17 protein-coding genes and 4 pseudogenes are annotated in these 19,688 nt (G+C 58.5%); 13 read left to right on the plus strand and 8 right to left on the minus strand.

What is annotated here, in order from left to right:
- Positions 1-8: 8 nt before the first annotated feature.
- The 4 genes from A7X77_RS10675 to A7X77_RS33875 all read left to right on the plus strand — a co-directional run bounded on the left by A7X77_RS10675 (position 9) and on the right by A7X77_RS33875 (position 3,198).
- Positions 9-1,121 (plus strand): S-(hydroxymethyl)glutathione dehydrogenase/class III alcohol dehydrogenase, encoded by a 1,113-nt coding sequence (locus A7X77_RS10675; RefSeq protein WP_064682903.1) that lies wholly within the window; start codon positions 9-11, stop codon positions 1,119-1,121.
- 39 nt (positions 1,122-1,160) lie between these two features.
- Complete coding sequence (gfa, locus tag A7X77_RS10680) at positions 1,161-1,733, plus strand: S-(hydroxymethyl)glutathione synthase (RefSeq protein ID WP_064682904.1); 573 nt, start codon at positions 1,161-1,163, stop codon at positions 1,731-1,733.
- 432 nt (positions 1,734-2,165) lie between these two features.
- A complete protein-coding gene (locus A7X77_RS33870; protein ID WP_245293743.1) occupies positions 2,166-2,633 on the plus strand; it encodes a hypothetical protein in 468 nt (155 codons plus the stop codon).
- Positions 2,614-3,198: an enolase C-terminal domain-like protein gene (locus A7X77_RS33875; RefSeq protein ID WP_245293731.1), complete on the plus strand. Its 585-nt coding sequence runs from the start codon at positions 2,614-2,616 to the stop codon at positions 3,196-3,198. The genes A7X77_RS33870 and A7X77_RS33875 overlap by 20 nt, the downstream gene beginning before the upstream one ends.
- 280 nt (positions 3,199-3,478) lie before the next feature.
- Here A7X77_RS33875 and A7X77_RS10690 read toward each other — a convergent pair.
- A pseudogene (locus A7X77_RS10690) lies at positions 3,479-3,769 on the minus strand (transposase); the annotation flags it as partial.
- Positions 3,770-3,956: 187 nt separating this feature from the next.
- Between A7X77_RS10690 and ccoO the strand changes: the two are divergent.
- The 9 genes and pseudogenes from ccoO to A7X77_RS10735 all read left to right on the plus strand — a co-directional run.
- Positions 3,957-4,592 (plus strand): annotated as a pseudogene (gene ccoO, locus A7X77_RS10695) (cytochrome-c oxidase, cbb3-type subunit II); the annotation flags it as partial.
- Between the two features lie 8 nt (positions 4,593-4,600).
- Positions 4,601-4,753 carry a CcoQ/FixQ family Cbb3-type cytochrome c oxidase assembly chaperone gene (locus A7X77_RS10700; RefSeq protein ID WP_003549664.1) on the plus strand — a complete coding sequence of 51 codons (153 nt, stop codon included), beginning with the start codon at positions 4,601-4,603 and terminating at the stop codon, positions 4,751-4,753.
- Between the two features lies 1 nt (position 4,754).
- Positions 4,755-5,618, plus strand: a complete 864-nt coding sequence (gene ccoP, locus A7X77_RS10705; RefSeq protein WP_064682905.1) for a cytochrome-c oxidase, cbb3-type subunit III — start codon at positions 4,755-4,757, stop codon at positions 5,616-5,618.
- Between the two features lie 11 nt (positions 5,619-5,629).
- Entirely contained in the window at positions 5,630-5,815 is a 186-nt protein-coding gene (locus tag A7X77_RS10710; RefSeq protein ID WP_064682906.1) for a hypothetical protein, read from the plus strand.
- 193 nt (positions 5,816-6,008) lie between these two features.
- Complete coding sequence (gene ccoG, locus A7X77_RS10715) at positions 6,009-7,577, plus strand: cytochrome c oxidase accessory protein CcoG (protein ID WP_064682907.1); 1,569 nt, start codon at positions 6,009-6,011, stop codon at positions 7,575-7,577.
- A complete protein-coding gene (locus tag A7X77_RS10720; protein WP_064682908.1) occupies positions 7,574-8,059 on the plus strand; it encodes a FixH family protein in 486 nt (161 codons plus the stop codon). The genes ccoG and A7X77_RS10720 overlap by 4 nt, the downstream gene beginning before the upstream one ends.
- A pseudogene (locus A7X77_RS10725) lies at positions 8,056-10,341 on the plus strand (cation-translocating P-type ATPase). The gene A7X77_RS10720 and the pseudogene A7X77_RS10725 overlap by 4 nt, the downstream one beginning before the upstream one ends.
- Positions 10,338-10,496, plus strand: coding sequence for a cbb3-type cytochrome oxidase assembly protein CcoS (gene ccoS, locus A7X77_RS10730; RefSeq protein WP_064682909.1), 159 nt, complete (start codon positions 10,338-10,340; stop codon positions 10,494-10,496). The pseudogene A7X77_RS10725 and the gene ccoS overlap by 4 nt, the downstream one beginning before the upstream one ends.
- A 34-nt stretch (positions 10,497-10,530) precedes the next feature.
- The gene (locus A7X77_RS10735) at positions 10,531-11,202 is read left to right on the plus strand and encodes a Crp/Fnr family transcriptional regulator (protein WP_064682910.1); all 672 of its coding nucleotides are present in this window, start codon (positions 10,531-10,533) and stop codon (positions 11,200-11,202) included.
- A gap of 450 nt (positions 11,203-11,652) precedes the next feature.
- Here the strand turns inward: A7X77_RS10735 and A7X77_RS10740 are convergent, their stop codons facing one another.
- From A7X77_RS10740 to A7X77_RS33020, 7 genes and pseudogenes are all read right to left on the minus strand, one after another.
- The gene (locus tag A7X77_RS10740) at positions 11,653-12,357 is read right to left on the minus strand and encodes a GntR family transcriptional regulator (RefSeq protein WP_064682911.1); all 705 of its coding nucleotides are present in this window, start codon (positions 12,355-12,357) and stop codon (positions 11,653-11,655) included.
- A 976-nt stretch (positions 12,358-13,333) separates the two neighbouring features.
- Positions 13,334-14,344, minus strand: coding sequence for an IS30 family transposase (locus A7X77_RS10745; RefSeq protein WP_064682912.1), 1,011 nt, complete (start codon positions 14,342-14,344; stop codon positions 13,334-13,336).
- Positions 14,345-14,545: 201 nt separating this feature from the next.
- Positions 14,546-15,079: an inorganic diphosphatase gene (gene ppa, locus A7X77_RS10750; protein WP_064682913.1), complete on the minus strand. Its 534-nt coding sequence runs from the start codon at positions 15,077-15,079 to the stop codon at positions 14,546-14,548.
- Between the two features lie 165 nt (positions 15,080-15,244).
- Complete coding sequence (gene acs / locus A7X77_RS10755) at positions 15,245-17,221, minus strand: acetate--CoA ligase (RefSeq protein ID WP_064682914.1); 1,977 nt, start codon at positions 17,219-17,221, stop codon at positions 15,245-15,247.
- 102 nt (positions 17,222-17,323) lie between these two features.
- A complete protein-coding gene (locus tag A7X77_RS10760) occupies positions 17,324-17,743 on the minus strand; it encodes a hypothetical protein (RefSeq protein ID WP_064682915.1) in 420 nt (139 codons plus the stop codon).
- 13 nt (positions 17,744-17,756) lie between these two features.
- Complete coding sequence (locus A7X77_RS10765) at positions 17,757-19,334, minus strand: acyl CoA:acetate/3-ketoacid CoA transferase (RefSeq protein WP_064682916.1); 1,578 nt, start codon at positions 19,332-19,334, stop codon at positions 17,757-17,759.
- A gap of 14 nt (positions 19,335-19,348) precedes the next feature.
- Positions 19,349-19,438 (minus strand): annotated as a pseudogene (locus A7X77_RS33020) (nitrogen fixation protein FixA); the annotation flags it as partial.
- Positions 19,439-19,688 lie beyond the last annotated feature (250 nt).

Below are 19,688 nucleotides of genomic sequence, written 5' to 3' on the forward strand. Positions count from 1 at the left end.
CCCTATCGATGAAGAGCAGAGCAGCTGTCGCGTGGGAGGCCAATAAACCTCTTTCCATCGAAACCATCGAGATCGGCGGTCCAAAGGCGGGGGAGGTTTTGGTCGAGGTGATGGCGACCGGCGTATGTCACACGGACGCCTACACGCTTTCCGGCCTTGATTCTGAGGAAAAATTTCCAGCCATTCTTGGTCATGAAGGTGCCGGCATTGTCCGTGAGATTGGCGCGGGGGTCACAACACTGAAGCCGGGTGACCACGTCATTCCGCTCTACACCCCAGAGTGCCGGCAATGCAAAACGTGTCTTTCCCAGCGGTCCAACCTCTGCACCGCAATCCGAGCCACTCAAGGTCAGGGGCTTATGCCTGACCAAACCACGCGTTTTTCCTGCGATAGCGGCGAGATCTTCCACTATATGGGTTGCTCGACCTTTTCGAACTTCACTGTTCTGCCCGAAATCGCGCTCGCGAAGGTTCGCGAAGATGCTCCTTTCGACAAGATTTGCTACATAGGCTGCGGCGTCACCACCGGCATCGGGGCAGTGATCTATACCGCCAAGGTGAGGGCCGGCTCAAATGTTGTCGTTTTCGGCCTGGGCGGCATCGGTCTAAATGTCATTCAAGGCGCGCGCATGGTCGGCGCCGACAAAATCATTGGGGTCGACCTGAATCCGGCGAAAGCCGAAATTGCCAGAAAGTTTGGAATGACGCACTTCGTCAATCCCAATGAGGTCGGCAAAGACAAGGTCGTACAAGCGATTCAAGATTTAACTGACGGCGGTTCAGACTATTCCTTTGACGCGACGGGCAACGTGAATGTCATGCGCCAGGCGCTGGAATGCTGTCATCGAGGATGGGGTGAATCTATTGTAATCGGCGTCGCGGAAGCCGGCAAGGAGATCTCAACCCGCCCCTTCCAGCTCGTGACCGGCCGAGTCTGGAAGGGCACTGCCTTTGGCGGAGCTCGCGGGAGAACAGACGTACCAAAGATCGTTGACTGGTACATGGAGGGCAAAATCAATATCGATGACCTCATCACGCACACAATGCCTCTGCCTGAGATCAACACGGCATTCGATCTGATGCATGAGGGTAAATCGATCCGGTCGGTAATCGTCTACTAAGCAGAACCAAGCCGCGCTCGCGGCAACCAGGAGGAAACTATGAACGTTCGGCTTCTTCATCCGTCTATCGAGAACGACATCCACAGGCATGATAGCGATAATCAGGGTGGCATTCTCGTCTGCAAGTGTTACGAGAGGCCAGTGAAGGTCAAAGTCGTGGGCGGTATTGCGCATAACCACGCCTGCGGATGCACGAAATGTTGGAAACCAGCGGGTGCCGCATTTTCAGTTGTCGCCGTGGCGCCGACCGAGAACGTCTCGGTTGTTGAGAATGGCGACAAACTTGCGGTCGTGGACAAAACGGCCCTGATCCAGCGGTACGCTTGCGATGCGTGCGGCACGCACATGCATGGTCCGGTTGAACGGGAGCACGCCTTTCAGGGATTGTCATTCCTTCACCCCGAACTATTTGAGAACGACAACTGGCCGCAGCCGACATTTGCCGCTTTCGTGTCCTCGGTTATCGAAGGCGGTGTCGACCCCTCGGAAATGAGCGGGATCCGAGGCAGGTTTAACGATCTCGGACTGGAACCGTACGACTGCCTCTCACCGGCGCTCATGGACTACGTTTCCACGTGGGCAGCGAAGAAGAGTGGCGCGTTGGGTCAGTGAACAGACGCAGGGCGATCGGACCTATTCGGGTCTCTCTCCCGCCATAGAAGCACAGTCGCGGCCTTGAATAAACTACTAACGCGGCGGCGCTTTAGATCAATAGTGGATCGACTGTGTCGCCTTGTTCCCGACTTTGGCGGCGTGGCAAGCTGTGCGCCGTGCCGGCTGGTTGAACGGGTATAATGACGACCTCAATGGCAGGGTTTTGCCTTGCTCGATGCCATAGATGGCCGCGTTCACGACCTGAAAGCGATCGGCGAGCGAGCCTAGATCAGGGCAGGGGAATGCCGATCGTGACGTTGAAAGCTATGCGTGTGGGGAAGGAATACGATGCCGGATCATGGACTTAGAGCGCCAATTGTAATCGAATCAGCCGAACTGCGGCTGATAGAACTTCCCTTGCTAAAGCCTTTCACAATTTCCTCTGGAACAATGGTGACGAGGGTGGCGCCCATTGTTGTACTGCGAGGCGGTGGATGTGAGGGTTACGCGGAGGGTGTGGCAGACGTGCTGCCTGATTATTTGCCCGAAACTATTGTCTCGTCGATGATGATGATGCGGGACGTGCTATTGCCGGCTATCGTGGGTAAGCACTTTGCCAACCCGCAAGAGATAGAACGATCGTTTCGTCCTTGGCGCGATCACCAGATGGCAAAGGCGACCGTCGAGTTGGCATTTTGGGATCTATGGTCCAAGGTGCAGGGTCTGCCGCTATGGCAGGTTCTTGGGGGTACGCGCTCCCAAATCGAGGTTGGCGTATCCCTTGGGATCAAAGAAATTTTTGAGACCCTGGAGGAGGTGGCTCTCCACGTGGAGCAAGGCTACCGCCGGATCAAGCTGAAGATCACTACCGGCCACGACTTGAAGCTTCTCGATTGCAGTGCGCGCCAGGTTCCCTGACATCCATCTGACCGTAGATGCGAATTGCTGCTATACGATCGCTGATTTAGCTCTATTGCGAAAGCTGGACAGTTATGGGCTGGACTATATCGAGCAACCGTTGGCATGGAACGATTTGCACGATCATGTGCGCTTGCAATCCATATTAAGCACTCCAATTTGCCTGGATGAGTCTATCCGCACTTTGGCTGATTGCCGTAAAGCGCTTCACTCAGATGCCGGACGGATTATCAACATTAAGGTTGGTCGTGTAGGCGGCCACACCGTAGCGAAGCAGATACATGACTTGTGCCTCGCCTATGATGCGCCGGTCTGGTGCGGAGGCATGACCGAAACCGGAATTGGCCGCGCACATAACATTCATCTCTGCACGCTCGAGCAGTTCTCACGGCCCGGTGACACTTCGTCGTCGTCGCGATACTTCAAACAAGACGTTATCGTCGAACGGCTTGAAACTTCCGACGGCCTGATGCCCATCCCGGCGAACGGCGCAGGAATTGGCTTAACCGTGGATTGGGATTTCCTCGACGCCATCTCCACTTCAGTCGAAACGATCAAAGCTTGAAGTCCACATTTACGGCGGGTCCTGGTTCAACCTTCTCCGAATGGAGGTTCTGATGGCTGACCTTTTTGCCGAGGGAGCATCCGATGGCGCGGCTATCGCCGCACTTTCCGCTTTCTCATTTCGGCCCACAATCAAATGTTTCTTCGCGGTATCACAGACGCGTATGTGTTCATCGCGGATAAATGGCTGTCCGCGCGTCGAAGTGCATCGAGAGCCGCCGCACGATCCTTCCTTGCCAACAAACCACAAAGAACCTCCGAAACAGCCAAGGCTGGTGTGAGGGTATGAAAAAAGGTATGGCTCTCCGTCGGGAAGAAGACAACATCTCCCGGTTCTCCCGCTCAAGAGCCTTCATCTTCTCGGCCATATCGCTCGGAACGCCTGCTCGTTTGCCGCTGTCGACTTCGGCCTTCTTGACCCATTCATGGAGCGTCTGCGCCGTGCAGCCGATCTTGGCGGCGATTGAGGACACTGCCGCCCATCGCGACGCATGCTCGCCTTCGTGATCCAGAACCATGCGCACCGCTCGGGCGCGAACTTCAGGTGAAAACTTGTTCGTTGTTTTGCTCATATCGGCTCCACTTTCTCAGAAGTTGGAGCCTCCGGCAAACCCGGCGCGGTTCATGCACGTCAGGTAAACCAAGCAGGAGCCGCGCCGACGATACCATGGAGGCACAACGATGGTTCGACCACCTCACAAAATACTTTGCCGGCGTCGTACTTCGCGCATGTCCTCTCGCCGGCCGACACCACCTTAAATCGCACCGCTGTTCTACCTGCAGAACACGATTGAAAAGGTGGAAGGCATGCGGCCGTATACGCCGCTCGAGCTGGCCGGCCGGAACATCTACATCCGCGAAGGCTGCTACCTCTGCCACAGCCAGATGATCAGGCCGTTCCGCGACGAGGTCGAACGCTACGGCCATTACTCGCTCGCGGCCGAGTCCATGTACGATCATCCTTTCCAGTGGGGATCCAAGCGAACCGGGCCGGATCTGGCCCGTGTCGGCGCACGCTACTCCAACGAATGGCATGTCCAGCATCTCGCGGATCCACGGGCAGTCGTGCCGGAGTCGATCATGCCGAGTTACGCCTTCCTCAAAGAACAGAGGGTGACGGTCAAGGACGTGGGAATGGACCTGAAGGCCAACGAGGATGTGGGCGTGCCTTATAACGACGACATGCTGGCGAATGCGGAAGCCGACATGAAGGCCCAAGCCGATCCGAACGCAGATACGATGGCCCTGCTTGCCCGCTATCCGAAGGCGAAGACCGGCGATTTCGACGGCGATCCTGCTGCGCTGACCGAAATGGATGCCTTGGTGTCCTACCTGCAGATGCTCGGAAAGTTGGTCGATTTCTCGACCTACGACGATGCGACCGGCTACCGATGAGGTGATCCATGGAAACCTACACTGCAATGAGACACTTCGCCGACAGCTGGGGCCTCCTGGCAATGGCGGCATTCTTCGTCGGCGTCGTTGTGTTCACCCTTCGCCCAGGCAGCAAGCAGACGGCGAAAGAGGCCGCCGATATTCCCCTGAAGGAAGATTGAGATGTCGGAAAAACATATCGACGAATTTAGCGGCGTCGAAACGACCGGACATGAATGGGACGGCATCCGCGAGCTCAACAATCCGATGCCCCGCTGGTGGGTGTGGACCTTCTATGCCACCATTGTCTGGGCTGCGGGCTATGCAATCGCATATCCGGCGATCCCGATGATTACCGACCCCACGAAGGGCATGCTGGGTTTCTCCAGCCGCGCCGAGCTGCAGCAGAACCTGGATCAGGCCAAGGCATCGCAGACGACGCTTCATGATCTGATCGCCGCCAAGACGGTGCACGAGATCGATTCCGATTCTGCCCTTCGCGAATTTGCGGTCGCCGGCGGCGCATCTGCATTCAAGGTGAACTGCGCGACATGCCATGGCTCGGGAGCAAGCGGCGGCCCGGGATTTCCGAACCTCAACGACGACGATTGGCTGTGGGGCGGAGACCTGGATGCCATCCAGGCGACGATCGCGCATGGGATTCGCTTCGACGGGGATACGGACACTCATGCTTCCGAGATGCCGCCCTTTGCCGATGTTCTGGATCCTCTCCAGACAAGGCAGGTCGCGGCTTACGTCTGGGGGCTGACCAATACGCCGTCGGACCCCGGTCTCGCAGAGGCCGGAAAACAGGTCTTCGTCGATAACTGTGCCGCATGTCACGGCGACGACGCCAAAGGAAAAGCCGAAATGGGCGCGCCGGATCTCGCCGATGCGATCTGGCTGAAGTCACGCGGCGAGGATGCGATCATCCGCCAGGTCGCCTCTCCCAAGCATGGCGTCATGCCTGCCTGGGCCGGGCGCCTGGGTGATACGACGGTCAAGGAACTTACCATTTTCGTCCATTCACTTGGCGGCGGGACGTGAGGAGAAAAGCCATGTCAGCTCATGACCACAATCCAATCCTCAGCCTCTACGGCACATCGCGCACCGCCATCCGATCGCGTATATCGGAACGCGCTAAGACGATGCCCCCATCACCCGAGCAGGACGTTCCGCCAAAGATCGCCAATTCGATCGTAAGTTTGACCGGTGTCAAGGACCACCAGCAGACGGGCCGTTAGTCCTTAGCTCGTCGAGGATGTGTCAGCCGTGCCTCTCCTCGGCGGCTCCTGCAGGCCGCGCCCTTCTGTCCAGGGCGTGGCCTGTTCCGGAAGATCACTTTCCGACGAGATTGCATCTGGGCGTTTCTTGATCTGCATCAAGGAACGGATGCGCCACAGGTGGGACAAGGTCGGGTGAAATCGGATAGGTCCCATGAACCTCTACACTGCACCAGATCCCGATAACATCGAGCGGCTCAATGTCGAGCCGGTCAATGCCCGTCGCAACCGGCAGCCTCTCTACGCACCTCGGAAGAAGGTTTTTCCCAAGCGTGCGGAGGGACGATTCCGTCGGTTCAAGTGGATCGTCATGCTGATTACGCTCGGCATCTACTATCTCGCGCCATGGTTTCGCTGGGATCGCGGTCCCTACGCGCCCGACCAGGCAATCCTCATCGACCTTTCTTCACGGCGTTTCTTCTTTTTCTTCATCGAAATCTGGCCTCAGGAATTTTATTATGTAGCGGGTCTCCTCGTCATGGCGGGGTTCGGCCTGTTTCTCGTCACTTCCGCGGTTGGCCGCGCATGGTGCGGCTATGCTTGTCCGCAGACCGTGTGGGTTGATCTTTTTCTCGTCGTCGAACGTGCGATCGAAGGCGATCGAAACGCGCGAATGAAGCTTGATGCTGGTCCCTTAAGCTTTGCCAAGCTGAGGAAGCGTGTCGTCAAACACTCGATCTGGTTGCTGATCGGCGTCGTCACGGGCGGAGCGTGGATCTTTTATTTTGCCGACGCGCCGAGCCTGTTTGCTTCGCTGTTCACCGGCCGCGCTCCTGCAGCCGCCTACACCACCGTCGCCATCCTTACCGCGACGACCTATGTGCTCGGCGGTCTCATGCGAGAGCAGGTGTGCACCTATATGTGCCCATGGCCACGCATCCAGGGTGCGATGCTCGACGAAAATTCTCTCGTCGTCACATACAATGACTGGCGGGGCGAGCAGCGGTCGCGTCACGCCAAGAAGGCTTTGGTCAATGGCCTATCGGTCGGGGATTGCGTGGATTGCAATGCCTGCGTGGCGGTGTGTCCGATGGGAATCGACATTCGCGACGGACAGCAGATGGAGTGCATCACATGCGCGCTCTGCATCGACGCCTGCGACGGTGTCATGGACAAGCTCGGAAAGCCCCGCGGCCTGATCGCCTACGCCACGCTGAGCGAATACTCGAGCAACATGTCGGTTGCCACGGATGAAGGACGAACGGCCGTCCAGCCGTCCAGGGTTCGAAACGAGGATGGGACCTTCGTTCCGGCGATCCGGCACTTCGACTGGCGTATCATCTATCGTCCGAGAACCGTGTTTTACGCAGTCGCCTGGGCGTCGGTCGGCGTGGCCATGCTCGTCCATCTCACCTTTCGGGAGCGCCTTGAACTCAACGTCGTTCACGACCGAAACCCCCAATATGTTCTGGAAAGCGACGGCTCTCTCAGGAATGGCTACACGCTTCGTGTCCTGAACATGGTGCCGACGCCGAGGGATGTGAACATAAGCCTGGTCGGGCTGGAGGGGGCGACGATGCGCATCCCCGAGTTCGGCAAGGAAGACGCTCGCAGCTTTACAGTCCATGCCGAACCCGACGCGGCCACGACGCTCAAGGTCTTCGTTACACGCAAGCCTACCGGAGCCGCGATCAGTGAATTTCTGTTCGTTATCGAAGATACCGATCATGCCGATCGGGCAACCTACCGCGCGGCGTTCAATGCACCGGGAGACATCAAATGAAGACCTCCGCTCAAGGTTTTACAGGCCTGCACATGCTGCTTGCGACCTCGGCATTCTTTGGCGTGGTGATCGCAGTGAACGTCACCATGGCCCTCTATGCCTCCTCCAGCTGGAGCGGTCTGGTCGTGAAAAACACCTATATCGCCAGTCAGGAGTTCAACCGCAAAGCGGCGGCGATGAAGGCAATGGCCGCTTCCGGCATCGAGGGCAACCTCTCCATAAAGGGGCACGAGATCCGCTACGACATTCACGACAAGAGCGGATCGCCTGCGATCGTCGACGACGTCGTTCTGAATTTCAAACGGCCCGTCGGAGACCACGAGGACTTCCTCCTTACGCTCAAGAAGGCAGCCGCGGGGCGGTTCGAAGCGGAACATGATCTAGCCGAAGGTGACTGGATCGTCGAGGCCATCTCGCGAAACAACGGCGTGGTCGTCATGCATGAGGCAAAACGCATCGATACCGCGGAGTTAGGCCAATGACCTGCTGTACCATGGACGCGGAAAGCGTGCTTGCCCTCAGCACGACATCATTCAGTGCCGAAGAGGTCCGCCTTGCCAGCCAGCCGCTCGGCGAAGGATTGCGCCAGTTGGACCTGAGCGTTTCCGACGTCCACTGCGGCGGCTGCATTTCGACCATCGAAAGGGCGTTGTTGACGCTTCCCTTCGTCAAGACAGCGCGAGTCAATCTCACGGCTCGAAGGGTCACCTGCGTCTACCAGGAGGAAATCGAGGCGGGCGCAACCGATCCGTCCAAGATCCTCGCAGCGATCAACTCGGCCGGATATCGCGCGCATCTCTTCACCCCCTCAGCTCCCGAGAACGACAAGACCAGAAATCAGCTTCTCCTCGCGATCGGCGTTTCCGGTTTTGCGGCTGCCAACATCATGTTGCTCTCGGTATCGGTCTAGTCGGGCGCAGATGCCGCGACGCGCGACATGTTTCATTGGATCTCGGCGATGATAGCAGCGCCCGCGCTGGTTTATGCGGGGCGCTTCTTCTTCAAATCGGCCTGGAATGCGCTGCGGCACGGGCGCACCAACATGGACGTTCCGATCTCGCTCGCCGTGTCGCTCTCCTATGCCGTTTCACTGTGGGAGACCGTCCATCACGGCGAGCATGCGTGGTTCGACGCTTCGGTCTCGCTGCTCTTCTTCCTGCTGATCGGCAGAACCCTCGATCATATCATGCGGGAAAAGGCTCGGGCAGCGATCAACGGACTGGCACGGCTGGCCCCGCGCGGAGCATTGCTGATCAATCCGGACGGGTCGCGACGCTACATTGCAGTAGAAGAGATCGCGGCGGGGGATGAAATCTCGATAGCCGCAGGCGAACGGGTTCCCGTCGATGGCATAGTCGTCAGCGGAGAAAGCGACCTGGACCTCTCCATCGTCACCGGCGAGAGCAGCCCCGTCGCCGTCGCCAGCGACAGCGAAGTGAGTTCCGGGGCGATGAATCTGACCGGCTCGCTCGTGTTGCGGGCGACGAGAATTGCCAAGAATTCACTTCTCTCGGAGATCATCGGTCTCATGGAAGCCGCCGAGGGCGGAAGAGCTCGCTATCGCAGGATCGCCGATCGCGCTGCGACACTCTATTCGCCGGTCGTGCATCTGCTGGCGCTGGTCTCCTTCCTTGCCTGGGGCTTCCTGGGCGGAGACTGGAAACAGGCCATGCTGGTCGCCGTAGCGGTCCTGATCATCACCTGCCCATGCGCATTGGGTCTTGCCGTGCCCGTGGTCCAGGTCGTCGCCGCGGGGGAGCTTTTCCGGAAGGGCATCATGGTGAAGGACGGCTCAGCACTCGAAAGACTGGCCGAGACCGACACCGTGGCCTTTGACAAGACGGGCACTTTGACGATGGGCAGTTCGCGCCTTGTCAGAGTGGACGCCATGGACGAGAGCGCCACTGCAATCGCCCGTGGATTGGCAGCGCATTCACGGCATCCTCTTTCTCGGGCTCTGGTGCGGGACACCGAAACTGCCCCCATCTCCTTCGACAGGGTCACGGAAATCCCCGGCGGGGGACTGGAAGCCAGGAACGGAGCGGATATCTATCGCTTGGGCAACGCGGCGTTTGCCTGCGGAACCAGCTTCGTGCCCCGCACCGCCGACAGTCCGTTCTCGGAAGTGGTCCTGTCGAAGAATGGCGTCGATCTTGCCCGCTTCTTCTTCGATGACACGCTTCGTCCGGGTGCGTGCGAGGCCATCGACCGGCTCGATGCAGCCGGCCTTGAAACGCTGATCTTGTCGGGCGACAGGCAGACCGTCGTCGACAATACGGCGCATGCCCTGGGTATCGACAGGGCTTTGGGCTCTCTGACGCCGAAACAGAAGGTCGAGGAATGCCAGAGGCTGAATGGCGAAGGTCGTCGCGTGCTCATGGTTGGCGACGGGATCAACGACGCCCCGGCGCTCGCTGCCGCGCATGTCTCGATGGCGCCCGCCACGGCCTCCGATATCGGCAGACAGGCGGCCGACCTCGTCTTCTTCAACGATCGCCTTGACGCTGTTCCGGAAGCGATCGCCGTTGCGCGACGATCCGCCAGCCTCATCCGGCAGAACTTCGCTCTCGCCATTGGTTACAACGTTCTGGCGGTGCCGATCGCCATCGCCGGATTGGCGACGCCGCTGATAGCGGCGGTGGCAATGTCGACATCTTCGATCATCGTCGTGACCAACGCACTGCGGCTGAACGCCCTCAGCAAGCGTCCGGATATGCACATTCGAGGAGGGATCGGCAGGAGTGCGGAGGTCAAAGCCGCATGAACATGTTGAACTATCTCATACCGATCGCGCTGCTGATGGGAGGAATAGGACTCCTGGCATTCCTTTGGTCGCTGAAGAGCGGCCAGTATGACGACCTTCAAGGCGCCGCCTGGCGAATCCTCGCCGAGGACGAAACCGATCAACGAGAACCCTGACCGCACACTGGGTCCAAACACGAAAGGAAGATGGATGCTTGCGAAAAATTCTGTACTTCTGCAGTCTGACCTGTTTGCTGGCCTGGATCAGGCGACTGTGGAGCAATTCACCGCAACGGCGGAGCTTCGAAGCTTCGCCGCTGACGAGAAGATCATAGCCGAGGGCCAGCAGGCATCGTTCGTCTACTGCGTCATGAACGGGTTTGTCCGACTTTCAAAATCGGAATCCGCCGGGCGCGAGGCGGATATCTGCGTGTGCGAGCCGGGCGACACCTTTGGAGAGTATCTACTCTCGGGAGGCGGCTCCTACGCTTACAGCGCGCGGTCCGCCGACGGGGCTGAGGTCGCGCTGTTTGCGCTTGCGGACTTGCAGGCGTTCGCCGACCAACACCCGGTCGTACACCGCAACGTCATGCGAATCTTGGTCAGGCACCTGCTCGGCGCGATGGAATGTATTGCGGGAGACCGCTTGCTCACAGCCGCGCAACGGGTGGCAAACTACCTTATGAGCCGCTGCCCCGCCTCGGCGGCCACCTCGCGGGTTACGTTCCGCCTTCCTTACCGCAAGCGAATCCTGGCCGGCAAACTGGGACTGGCGCCGGAAGCCCTTTCCCGCGCGTTTGCGGCGCTCGCCCCGTCGGGGGTCGAAGTCAGAGGCAAGGTCGTCCTCGTCGATCGCGTCGACCTGCTGCGGGAGGCATGCTAACCTTCACGTCACCGGCACGAGAGATCCGATATTGCGCGCAAGCAGTAGCGCCTCACGCAGTCGGAACGGCGTAATCTCCAACGTCGCGGTCGTGCTCTGATCGCACTCAGCCCGGCGAGGAGATGATGGCCGATAGTGGCCACAGGAACCCGCATCTGCCTTCGGTCGGCTGGAGCTTATTGTGAGGCGAATAGGGGCGGGGCCTCGTCAAAGGACTGTGAGAAGCAGCTCATGCAGAGATGTCCTCAACCGTCATAGGATCAGCCGCTTTGTTTCTTTTTCGAGCATTGCAGCGATCAAAACAGCTCCCCGCTGCTACTGCTTGCCCGAGTACGGCCCCCGAAAGTCGCCTCCGCTGAGGCATCGTCTTTGCAACAGGTCTTTAGAACGGACTCGTGCAGCGTCGAGTGGATTCGCCTTAGGGCCACAGGTTATGCGATATCACAAGATTCAAGCCGGCCGAGGGAAACCTGTTAATCCACGTTCGTTCACCTCTCGTACGACTCTCGGAACGGCACCCTGTTCTAAATCAAGATGGTGCATCAACTCAGACTCGATGTGGTCCGCTGCCGCGCCTACTTTAGACATCACGCCATCTAATCTCGCGAGGCTTTCAACGAACGCAGGGCGAAGTTCCGACGTAATTATCTCCATTCGCAGAGGATGAGTGCAAAAACAGAATCGGTGAACGATTTTGCAAGCCTCGCAATTCGATGCTTCTTCGGCGATGCTAGTAAATATTGATTCGGCACTCAAGGCGAGCTCGTCGGGGGACAACGTGTCGGTCACCCCGCAGCTCTCTCTTACGCGCGGCCGCATTCGTTTTAAAGCCGAGATCAGGGTCTCACGTCCAACAACATAAAAATCTAACAGCGTGCCCTCCGACATTGGCCTCGTGAAAAATCCTCTTTGAGGGATGTATTGGATCTTCCCTTCCGCTGCGAGCCGCTGAAGTGCTTCGCGAACTGGCGTTCGGCCAAGATCGAGCTTATATGCCAGATCCTGCTCTCTGAGATGTTGTTCCGGCACACGGCCGTAACTGCGGAGTAATCTTAGAATAGCGTCGTAGGCAATATCTGCCTTTGCAGGTTCTGGTTCAGTAGCAAAATTCAAGTCGTCCCCGCGACGTTGGGGCGCGTTCTTGCAACACCGCATTTGATAGTTTCCTCTGTCGATGTCCTTTAGGACCCTACAGCAGCTCATTCGTTCATATCGGGCATCGTTCCGATTTCAAGGTCGAAATTATCTGACCTCCTTATAACCGGCACGAGCTTGACCCGAGCGAGTTCGCTGGCCTGTATTACAGCTGCAGCCCCAGTTGTCTGCTATTGCAATCGTTCGCCGCTTAATTTCAATATTGATGATAAGAGGCCTAGGTCACGCTCCCCAATTAGGAGGGCAACCTTTATTATTGGCCTTTCAATTCTGGGACTGTCTGGGTGCATCTTGTCACATCGGTTCATCTAAGCCTCCCGTCGCTGACCGGGGTAGGCCCCCGTGCCGAGTGTTGACCAGATCTAGACGGGGCCTCGCCATAGATCAACTAAGACAATAATATATTTTTTAATATCTTTTGGTAATCGCGCCGCACTAAGCTTTTGTATTTTAGCTATCGGCAAACGACTGTGTATAACTTTAGCGTATCAGGTATTCGTAAGCGCTTCACGAATATTTCGACAAACATCTCGCAGTTGACCGGTCGCATAGCTTTAAGCGGTTCATTCGCATACGAATTGCTCTATCAGCATGATAAGCGCCCATTCTTGGCAGAGAATCCAACATCTTAGGTCGATGATGAGTTCCTCCACACGCACCCGATGGCCACGGATAGTCAATTCCAATCGAAGAACATGCAAACCGCGATGGAAGTGTATGATGCTGTTTGTTATGGCAGGGAATTAGGCACTCTCGAGCACATGGGTAACGAAGACTTTTATGAGCCTTTAGGTGTATTTACGCCCTAAATCACGAAGCTGGCTCTGGTGATGCTTGATCATTGGTTTCACAATAAACAGCAAGAGGCTCTATCGGGGGGAGAGGCAGGATCGTGAGCAAGCGCGGCGGGCTCGAGCGAGCGCTCGGCGTACGATGGTGAGTTCAAGCTGAACCGCGACCTGCGGGCTTTGAGAGGCTAACCGGTACGCCTGATTTGCGCGAGGAGTTTCTGGCGGAAGACTTCTGCCGGCGTTTTGTAGCCGAGGCATTTGCGTGGCGTTGCGTTCAGGCGGTTGCAGATCTCGGTGAGATCGCGGTCGCTGAGAGACAGTGGATCGACCTCTCTCGAAAGCCATTTCCTGGCCCGTCTATTGGTGTTCTCGACAGTGCCCTTCTGCCACGGGGATTGCGGATCGCAAAACCATGTCTGCGCTCCGATGCTGGCCTGCAGGTAAGGCCAGTCGGTGAACTCCGTGCCACGATCGAAGGTGATCGAGCGACAGGCGAGGTGGGGCAGGGATTGTAGCACCTGGATCAGGCCGTCCATCACCGGCCTCGATTGCCGGTCATTGTTGCGCAGCAAGACGACAAACCGGCTGACCCGTTCGACCAGCGACGTCACGTTGGCCTTTCCGAACTTCTTGCGAAACTGGATGAGATCGCATTCCCAATGCCCGAACTGTTTTCGCTCGGCGACGGCGTCTGGCCGGTAGAGAATGTTGACATCCGGGGTGAACCGCTTGCCATGGCGGCGTCTGGCGTGCCGCGGCCGGCGTCTGGCACGATGCTCCGGCAGGTGTCGCCACAGTTTGATGGCGTGACCGTCCGAGGAATAGGCGAACTTATAGATCGTCTCATGGCTGACGGAGATCGGATGGCGCTCAAGCTGCAATCGGCCGGCGATCTGTTGCGGCGACCAACCATGCATGATGCGCTCGATCACCGATTGGCGGAGCTGCGCGAACCGGGCAAGTTTGCGCAGCTTGGCACGCCGTTCTCGCGCCATGTCATTGGCCATCACGCAGTAGTAACCGTTGAGGTCCGGCATCTCACGATCCTCGAACGTATTGCGGCGCAGCTCACGGAAAATGGTTGAGCGATGTCGGTGCAGCTTCTCGGCGATCACATCAACGCTGACCCCAGCCGTGCGCCAGCGGGCAATCTTGCGGCGTTCATCGATATCGATCTGGGAGTAGGTGCGCTTCATGTCTCGTTCCTTGCAAGGATAAACCGTTGTTATCTATTGCAAGTCGCACTTCATCCTTGAACCCACCCCCCTTACATGTGAAAGTGGCGTAAGCATACTTATGGAACCATAATCAGCTGCCTCCGGTCCAGGCCGCAATGACTGGGCCTAAGATGCCGATGACCAGTTCGCGCCACCCGTTTTGGCTCTCCCGATTGGCGATCACTTTTGCGAATTGTAGCGGCCGACCGCACCGCTAATTATCTTCTTTGCGACATTGACGTCCTGCCAGCTGGCTATCCTCACGCACTTGCCGGCCTCCAGATCTTTGTAGTGCGAAAAGAAGTGCTCGATCTGCTTCGCCAAAATTTCCGGTAGGTCGGTGTAGTTCTCAACCTTGTCGTAGCAGCGCGTCAACTTCGCTACCGGCACGGCGATGATCTTCTCGTCCTTGCCGCCATCGTCTTCCATGACCAGAACACCTATCGGACGCACATTGATGACGCAGCCCGCAACGAGCGGCCAGGTGTTCACAATCAAGACCTTGATCGGGTCGCCATCTTCTGAGAGCGTGCGCGGCACGACGCCATAATTTCCCGGATACGTCATCGAAGTGGAGAGGAAGCGTTTGACTACGAGTGCGCGGGCTTCCTTGTCCATTTCGTACTTGATCGGCCGGCCGTCAACTGGCACCTCGACAATGACATTCACGTCGTCCGGCGGGTTCTTGCCAACGGAAATCGCATCGATAAGCATGGAGGCCCCTTTTGGTGAATGTAGGCAGACAAGCTACACAGGTAGTGATCGCGACGGCGGTCCAACCGTGATCAATCTCATCGTTTCCCACGTCCGTCTGGCGGCGGACTTCCTTCTCTGGCCCGACGTGGGTCCCAGTGCGGCAACGCGCCGGAACCCACCTGTTCATCTTGTGCTGTCGTCACCATCGTTCAGATTCAGTCGGTTGTCGATCAGGTGCTCGAGGACCGAAGGCTCGGTGAGCGTCGAGGTGTCGCCGAGTGCGGTCAACTCGTCCTTGGCGATCTTGCGCAGGAACCGGCGGATGATTTTCCCCGAGGTTGTCTTCGGCAGGCCGAGTGCAAACTGGATCTTGTCGGGCGTGGCGGTCGCGCCGATCTCCCTGCGCACCCAGGAAACGAGTTCCTTGCGCAGGTCGTCAGAGGCAGCCTGGCCGTCGATAAGGGTGACGTAAGCATAGATGCCCTGCCCCTTGATGTCGTGCGGATATCCGACCACCGCGGCCTCCAAAACTCTGGCATGGGCGACTAGGGAGGACTCGACTTCCGCCGTGCCGATGCGGTGGCCGGAGACGTTGATGACATCGTCGACACGGCCGGTGATCGAGTAATAGCCGTCTGCATCGCGCCGGGCGCCGTCGCCGGTAAAATATTTGCCGGAATAGAGGGAGAAATATGCCTGCTCGAAGTGGTCGTGGTCGCGGTACAGGGTGCGCATCTGGCCCGGCCAGCTGTCGGCGATCACCAGGTTTCCGTCTGCAACGCCGCCGAGCACGTCACCGGCCGCATTAACGATCTCAGGCTTGACGCCGAAGAAGGGTTTGCTGGCGGAGCCCGGCTTCAGGTCGGTGGCGCCGGGAAGCGGCGTGATCAGGATGCCGCCGGTCTCGGTCTGCCACCAGGTGTCTACGATCGGGCAGCGACCGTCGCCGACGACGCGGTGATACCATTCCCAGCTTTTCGGGTCGATGGGCTCGCCGACTGAACCAAGGAGGCGGAGCGAGGCACGCGAACACGATTTCACCGCGTCCTCGCCCGATCCCATCAGCGAGCGGATCACCGTTGGGGCGGTGTAGAACAGGCTGACTTTGTGCTTGTCGATAATGTCCCAGTAGCGCGACACGCTCGGATAGGTTGGGATCCCCTCGAAGATGAGGGTCGTCGCACCGTTGGCGAGCGGCCCGTAGACAATGTAGCTATGGCCGGTGATCCAGCTGATTTCGGCGGTGCACCAGTGGATATCGCCGTCGTGGTAGTCGAAGGCATATTGGTGCGTCATGGCGGCATAGACGAGATAGCCGCCTGTGGTATGCACCACGCCCTTCGGTTTGCCCGTCGACCCGGACGTAAAGAGGACGAACAGCGGGTCTTCTGCCTTCATCTCCTCTGGAGGGCATTGATCAGGGACGGTCTCGGAGAGTTCGTCATAATAGTGGTCGCGGCCTTTCAGCATGCCGACCGGCGCGCCGGTGCGCTTGACCACGATGACGCTTGTCACCACCTCGGGAAGCTTGTCCAGCGCAGCGTCCAATTCGACCTTCAGCTCCAACTTGCGCCCGCCGCGCTGGCCTTGGTCGGCGGTGACCACGACGGTGCTCGCCGCATCAGTGATGCGGCTTGCCAGGACTTTGGGCGGGCAACTGGTGGAGAGCGCCGAATGGATCGCGCCGATGCGCGAGCAGGCGAGCATCGCATAGACCGCCTCGGGGATCATCGGCAGGTAAATGGTGACGCTGTGGCCCTTACGAATGCCCTGCGACTTCAGGACGTTGGCCCATTTCATGACATGGGCGTGCAGTTCACGATAGGTGATTCGGGCGTCCTCCTGGTCGTCCCCTTCCCAGATGATGGCAACCCTGTCGCCCCTCTCGGGCAGATGCCGGTCGATGCAATTATAGGAGACGTTGGTGGTGCCGTCCTCGAACCACCTGATCGAGACCTTGCCCGGCTCGAACGAGGTGTTCTTGACGGTGCTGTAAGGCTTGTACCAGTGGATGCGTTTGCCGTGTTCGCCCCAGAACTCTTCGGGGTCGGCAATCGAGGCCGCGTACATCGCCTCGTAGCGCTGCGCATCGATAAACGCTCGTTCGGCCCATTCCTTCGAAACTGGGTAGACGCCTGCCGCCCGCTTGTTGCTGTTCATTGTCGTTATCCCTCCTAGTACGCTCTTCGCAGCTCCCCCATCGCCTCGACGGGTGGAGGATCGTCATGCACGAGTTATGCTTTCCGTTTGGACAGGCCGGCCTCACCTATCCTTTCGGAGTGTCGCGGCTTTGCGAAACTCCTCGAAATTCTCGGTCATCCGCTTGCGGGCGATGGCGAAAGCGTTCTCGCTGGCCGCGGCCGCCATGCTGGTGACCTCGCGCATTAGCGCCATCTCGTAAGCCTGTTTCGCCAGTTCGGCACGCTCCTTGGGGGTAAGGGCCGCATCAGCAAACATCATCAGGAGCAGTGAGGAAGCCGCGCGGAACAATTCCAGCTGCTTTTCGGCGACGTCGTAGGCGCCTTTGTTGGCAACCTGCGTGGCCTGCACGACGGCCTCGATATTCCTGGCCTGTTCCTCAACAAGTGCTGCCGGATCGACGCCTGGCATGTTGAACTTGGCGAGCATCTCATTGATCTGGTTGGTCAGCGTCTGGATATCCGGGGTCTGTGATGTGGACATGGCTGGTTTCTCCTCAGATGATAGGGTTACGAGGCGTCGGATGGAACTTGCTGAAACCCATCGGACTGTCGTTGAATATCGCCGCTGCCATCTGGCGCGGCTTGCGGATGATGGGCGGGAATTTCATATGGGCGAGGATGTCGCGTTCGATATCGATACCCGGCGCGACCTCGGTCAGCTCCAGCCCCTCGGGCGTTAGTGAGAAGACGCAGCGCTCGGTGACAAAGAGCACGGTCTGGTGCCTTTCGCGGGCATGTCTGCCCGAGAAGGTGATCTGGTCGACCTCTTCGACGAATTTCATGATCGAGCCTTCCTGCAGAATGGCGAGCTTGCCATCCTTAACCTCGGTGAGCAGGTCACCGGCGGTGAACATGCCGCAGAAGACGAGCCGGCGGGTGTTCTGTGAGATGTTGATGAAGCCGCCCGCGCCGGGGAAGCCGCCACCGAACTTGCTGGCATTGACGTTGCCATGCGCATCGATCTGCCCGAATCCTAGAAAGGCTACGTCCAGCCCACCGCCGTCGACGAGATCGAACATCTGGTTCTGGTCTAAGATCGATTCGGGATTAACGGCCGCGCCGAAATCCAGCCCGGCCTGCGGGATGCCGCCGATGCTACCGGCTTCAGTGGTGAGCGTGACGGACCTTATGATCTTCTCCTCCGCCGCGACCGCCGCAATCCCTGCCGGTATGCCGATGCCAAGATTGACGACATCGCCCGGCAGCAGTTCGATGGCGGCGCGCCGCGCGATGATCTTGCATGCATCCAGTTTCATGGAGGGGGCGCTGTCCAGTGTCGCCCGGAATTCGCCGCAGAAGGCGCCGTTGTAATGGGTCGCATAGGTCTGCATGTGATCTTCAGGTTGGGCCACGACGACGTAGTCGACCAAGTGGCCTGGGATTTTGACGTCGCGTGACTCAAGCGAGCCGGCGGGGACGATGCGCTCGACCTGCACGATGACGATACCCCCGCAGGCCTTGGCGGCCATGGCGAGCGACAGGTTGTCGAGCGTCGCGGCCTCCTTCTCCATCGTGACATTGCCGGATGGATCGGCAGTCGTGCCGCGCAGGATGACGACATCGATGGGAAACGTTTCGTAAAGGAGCCATTCCTCGCCGTCGATTTCCCTCAGCTTGACGAGGTCTTCCGTCGTGTTGGCATTCATTTTGCCGCCGCCGTTGCGCGGGTCGACGAAGGTCCCAAGCCCGACTTTCGACATCAGCCAGGGCTTGCCCCCGGCGATCTCGCGGTAGAGATGGGATATGACACCGAGCGGCAGATTATAGGCCTCGCACTTGCCGCTGAGCGCCAGTTGCGTCAGCTTCTGCACCAGCCCGAAATGCCCTCCGATGAGGCATTTCACCAGCCCATGATGCGCCAGCCGGTTGAGGCCCTTGTCTTTGCCGTCGCCCGGGGCGGCGGAAAAGACGAGGGTGAGATCGCGCGGTTCGCACCTTTCGAGGAAACGCTTCTCGAGGGCGGCGATCACCGCTTCCGGCGTGCCGTTGCCGACAAAGCCGGAGAAAACGACCGTATTGCCCAAGCGGATCATCGCGACGGCTTCGGCGGCGGACAAAATCTTGGTTTTCATAGCTATTACCTCCGCACGCCTTGGCGCATGATCGCGTTTGCAACCGGATGAACCCAGATCTGTGCGGAGTCAGGCACTTGCTTTATGCAGACCACGATATTCATGCTGTCTTTGGCTCCAACCGAATGTAGTTTTTGTATCTCGGTCGGTCCTAGCACTCGTCGTGCCAAGCCGATTGCAGGGTGATCAGCTCGCGAGTTTCGGGCGGGTCGGGTTGGCTAGTGGTCGACAGTGCGACAGCTTTGTCAGTTTTCCGACACGCGTGTCCGCATGCGTTCGCTAGGTTGCAGCACCGCTTCCGAGATTTTTTAACCGCCGCAAACAACCGAAGATATCCGCCGCAGCCCTGTTGGT

Source organism: Rhizobium bangladeshense (assembly GCF_001662075.1).
GTDB classification, from domain to species: domain Bacteria; phylum Pseudomonadota; class Alphaproteobacteria; order Rhizobiales; family Rhizobiaceae; genus Rhizobium; species Rhizobium bangladeshense_B.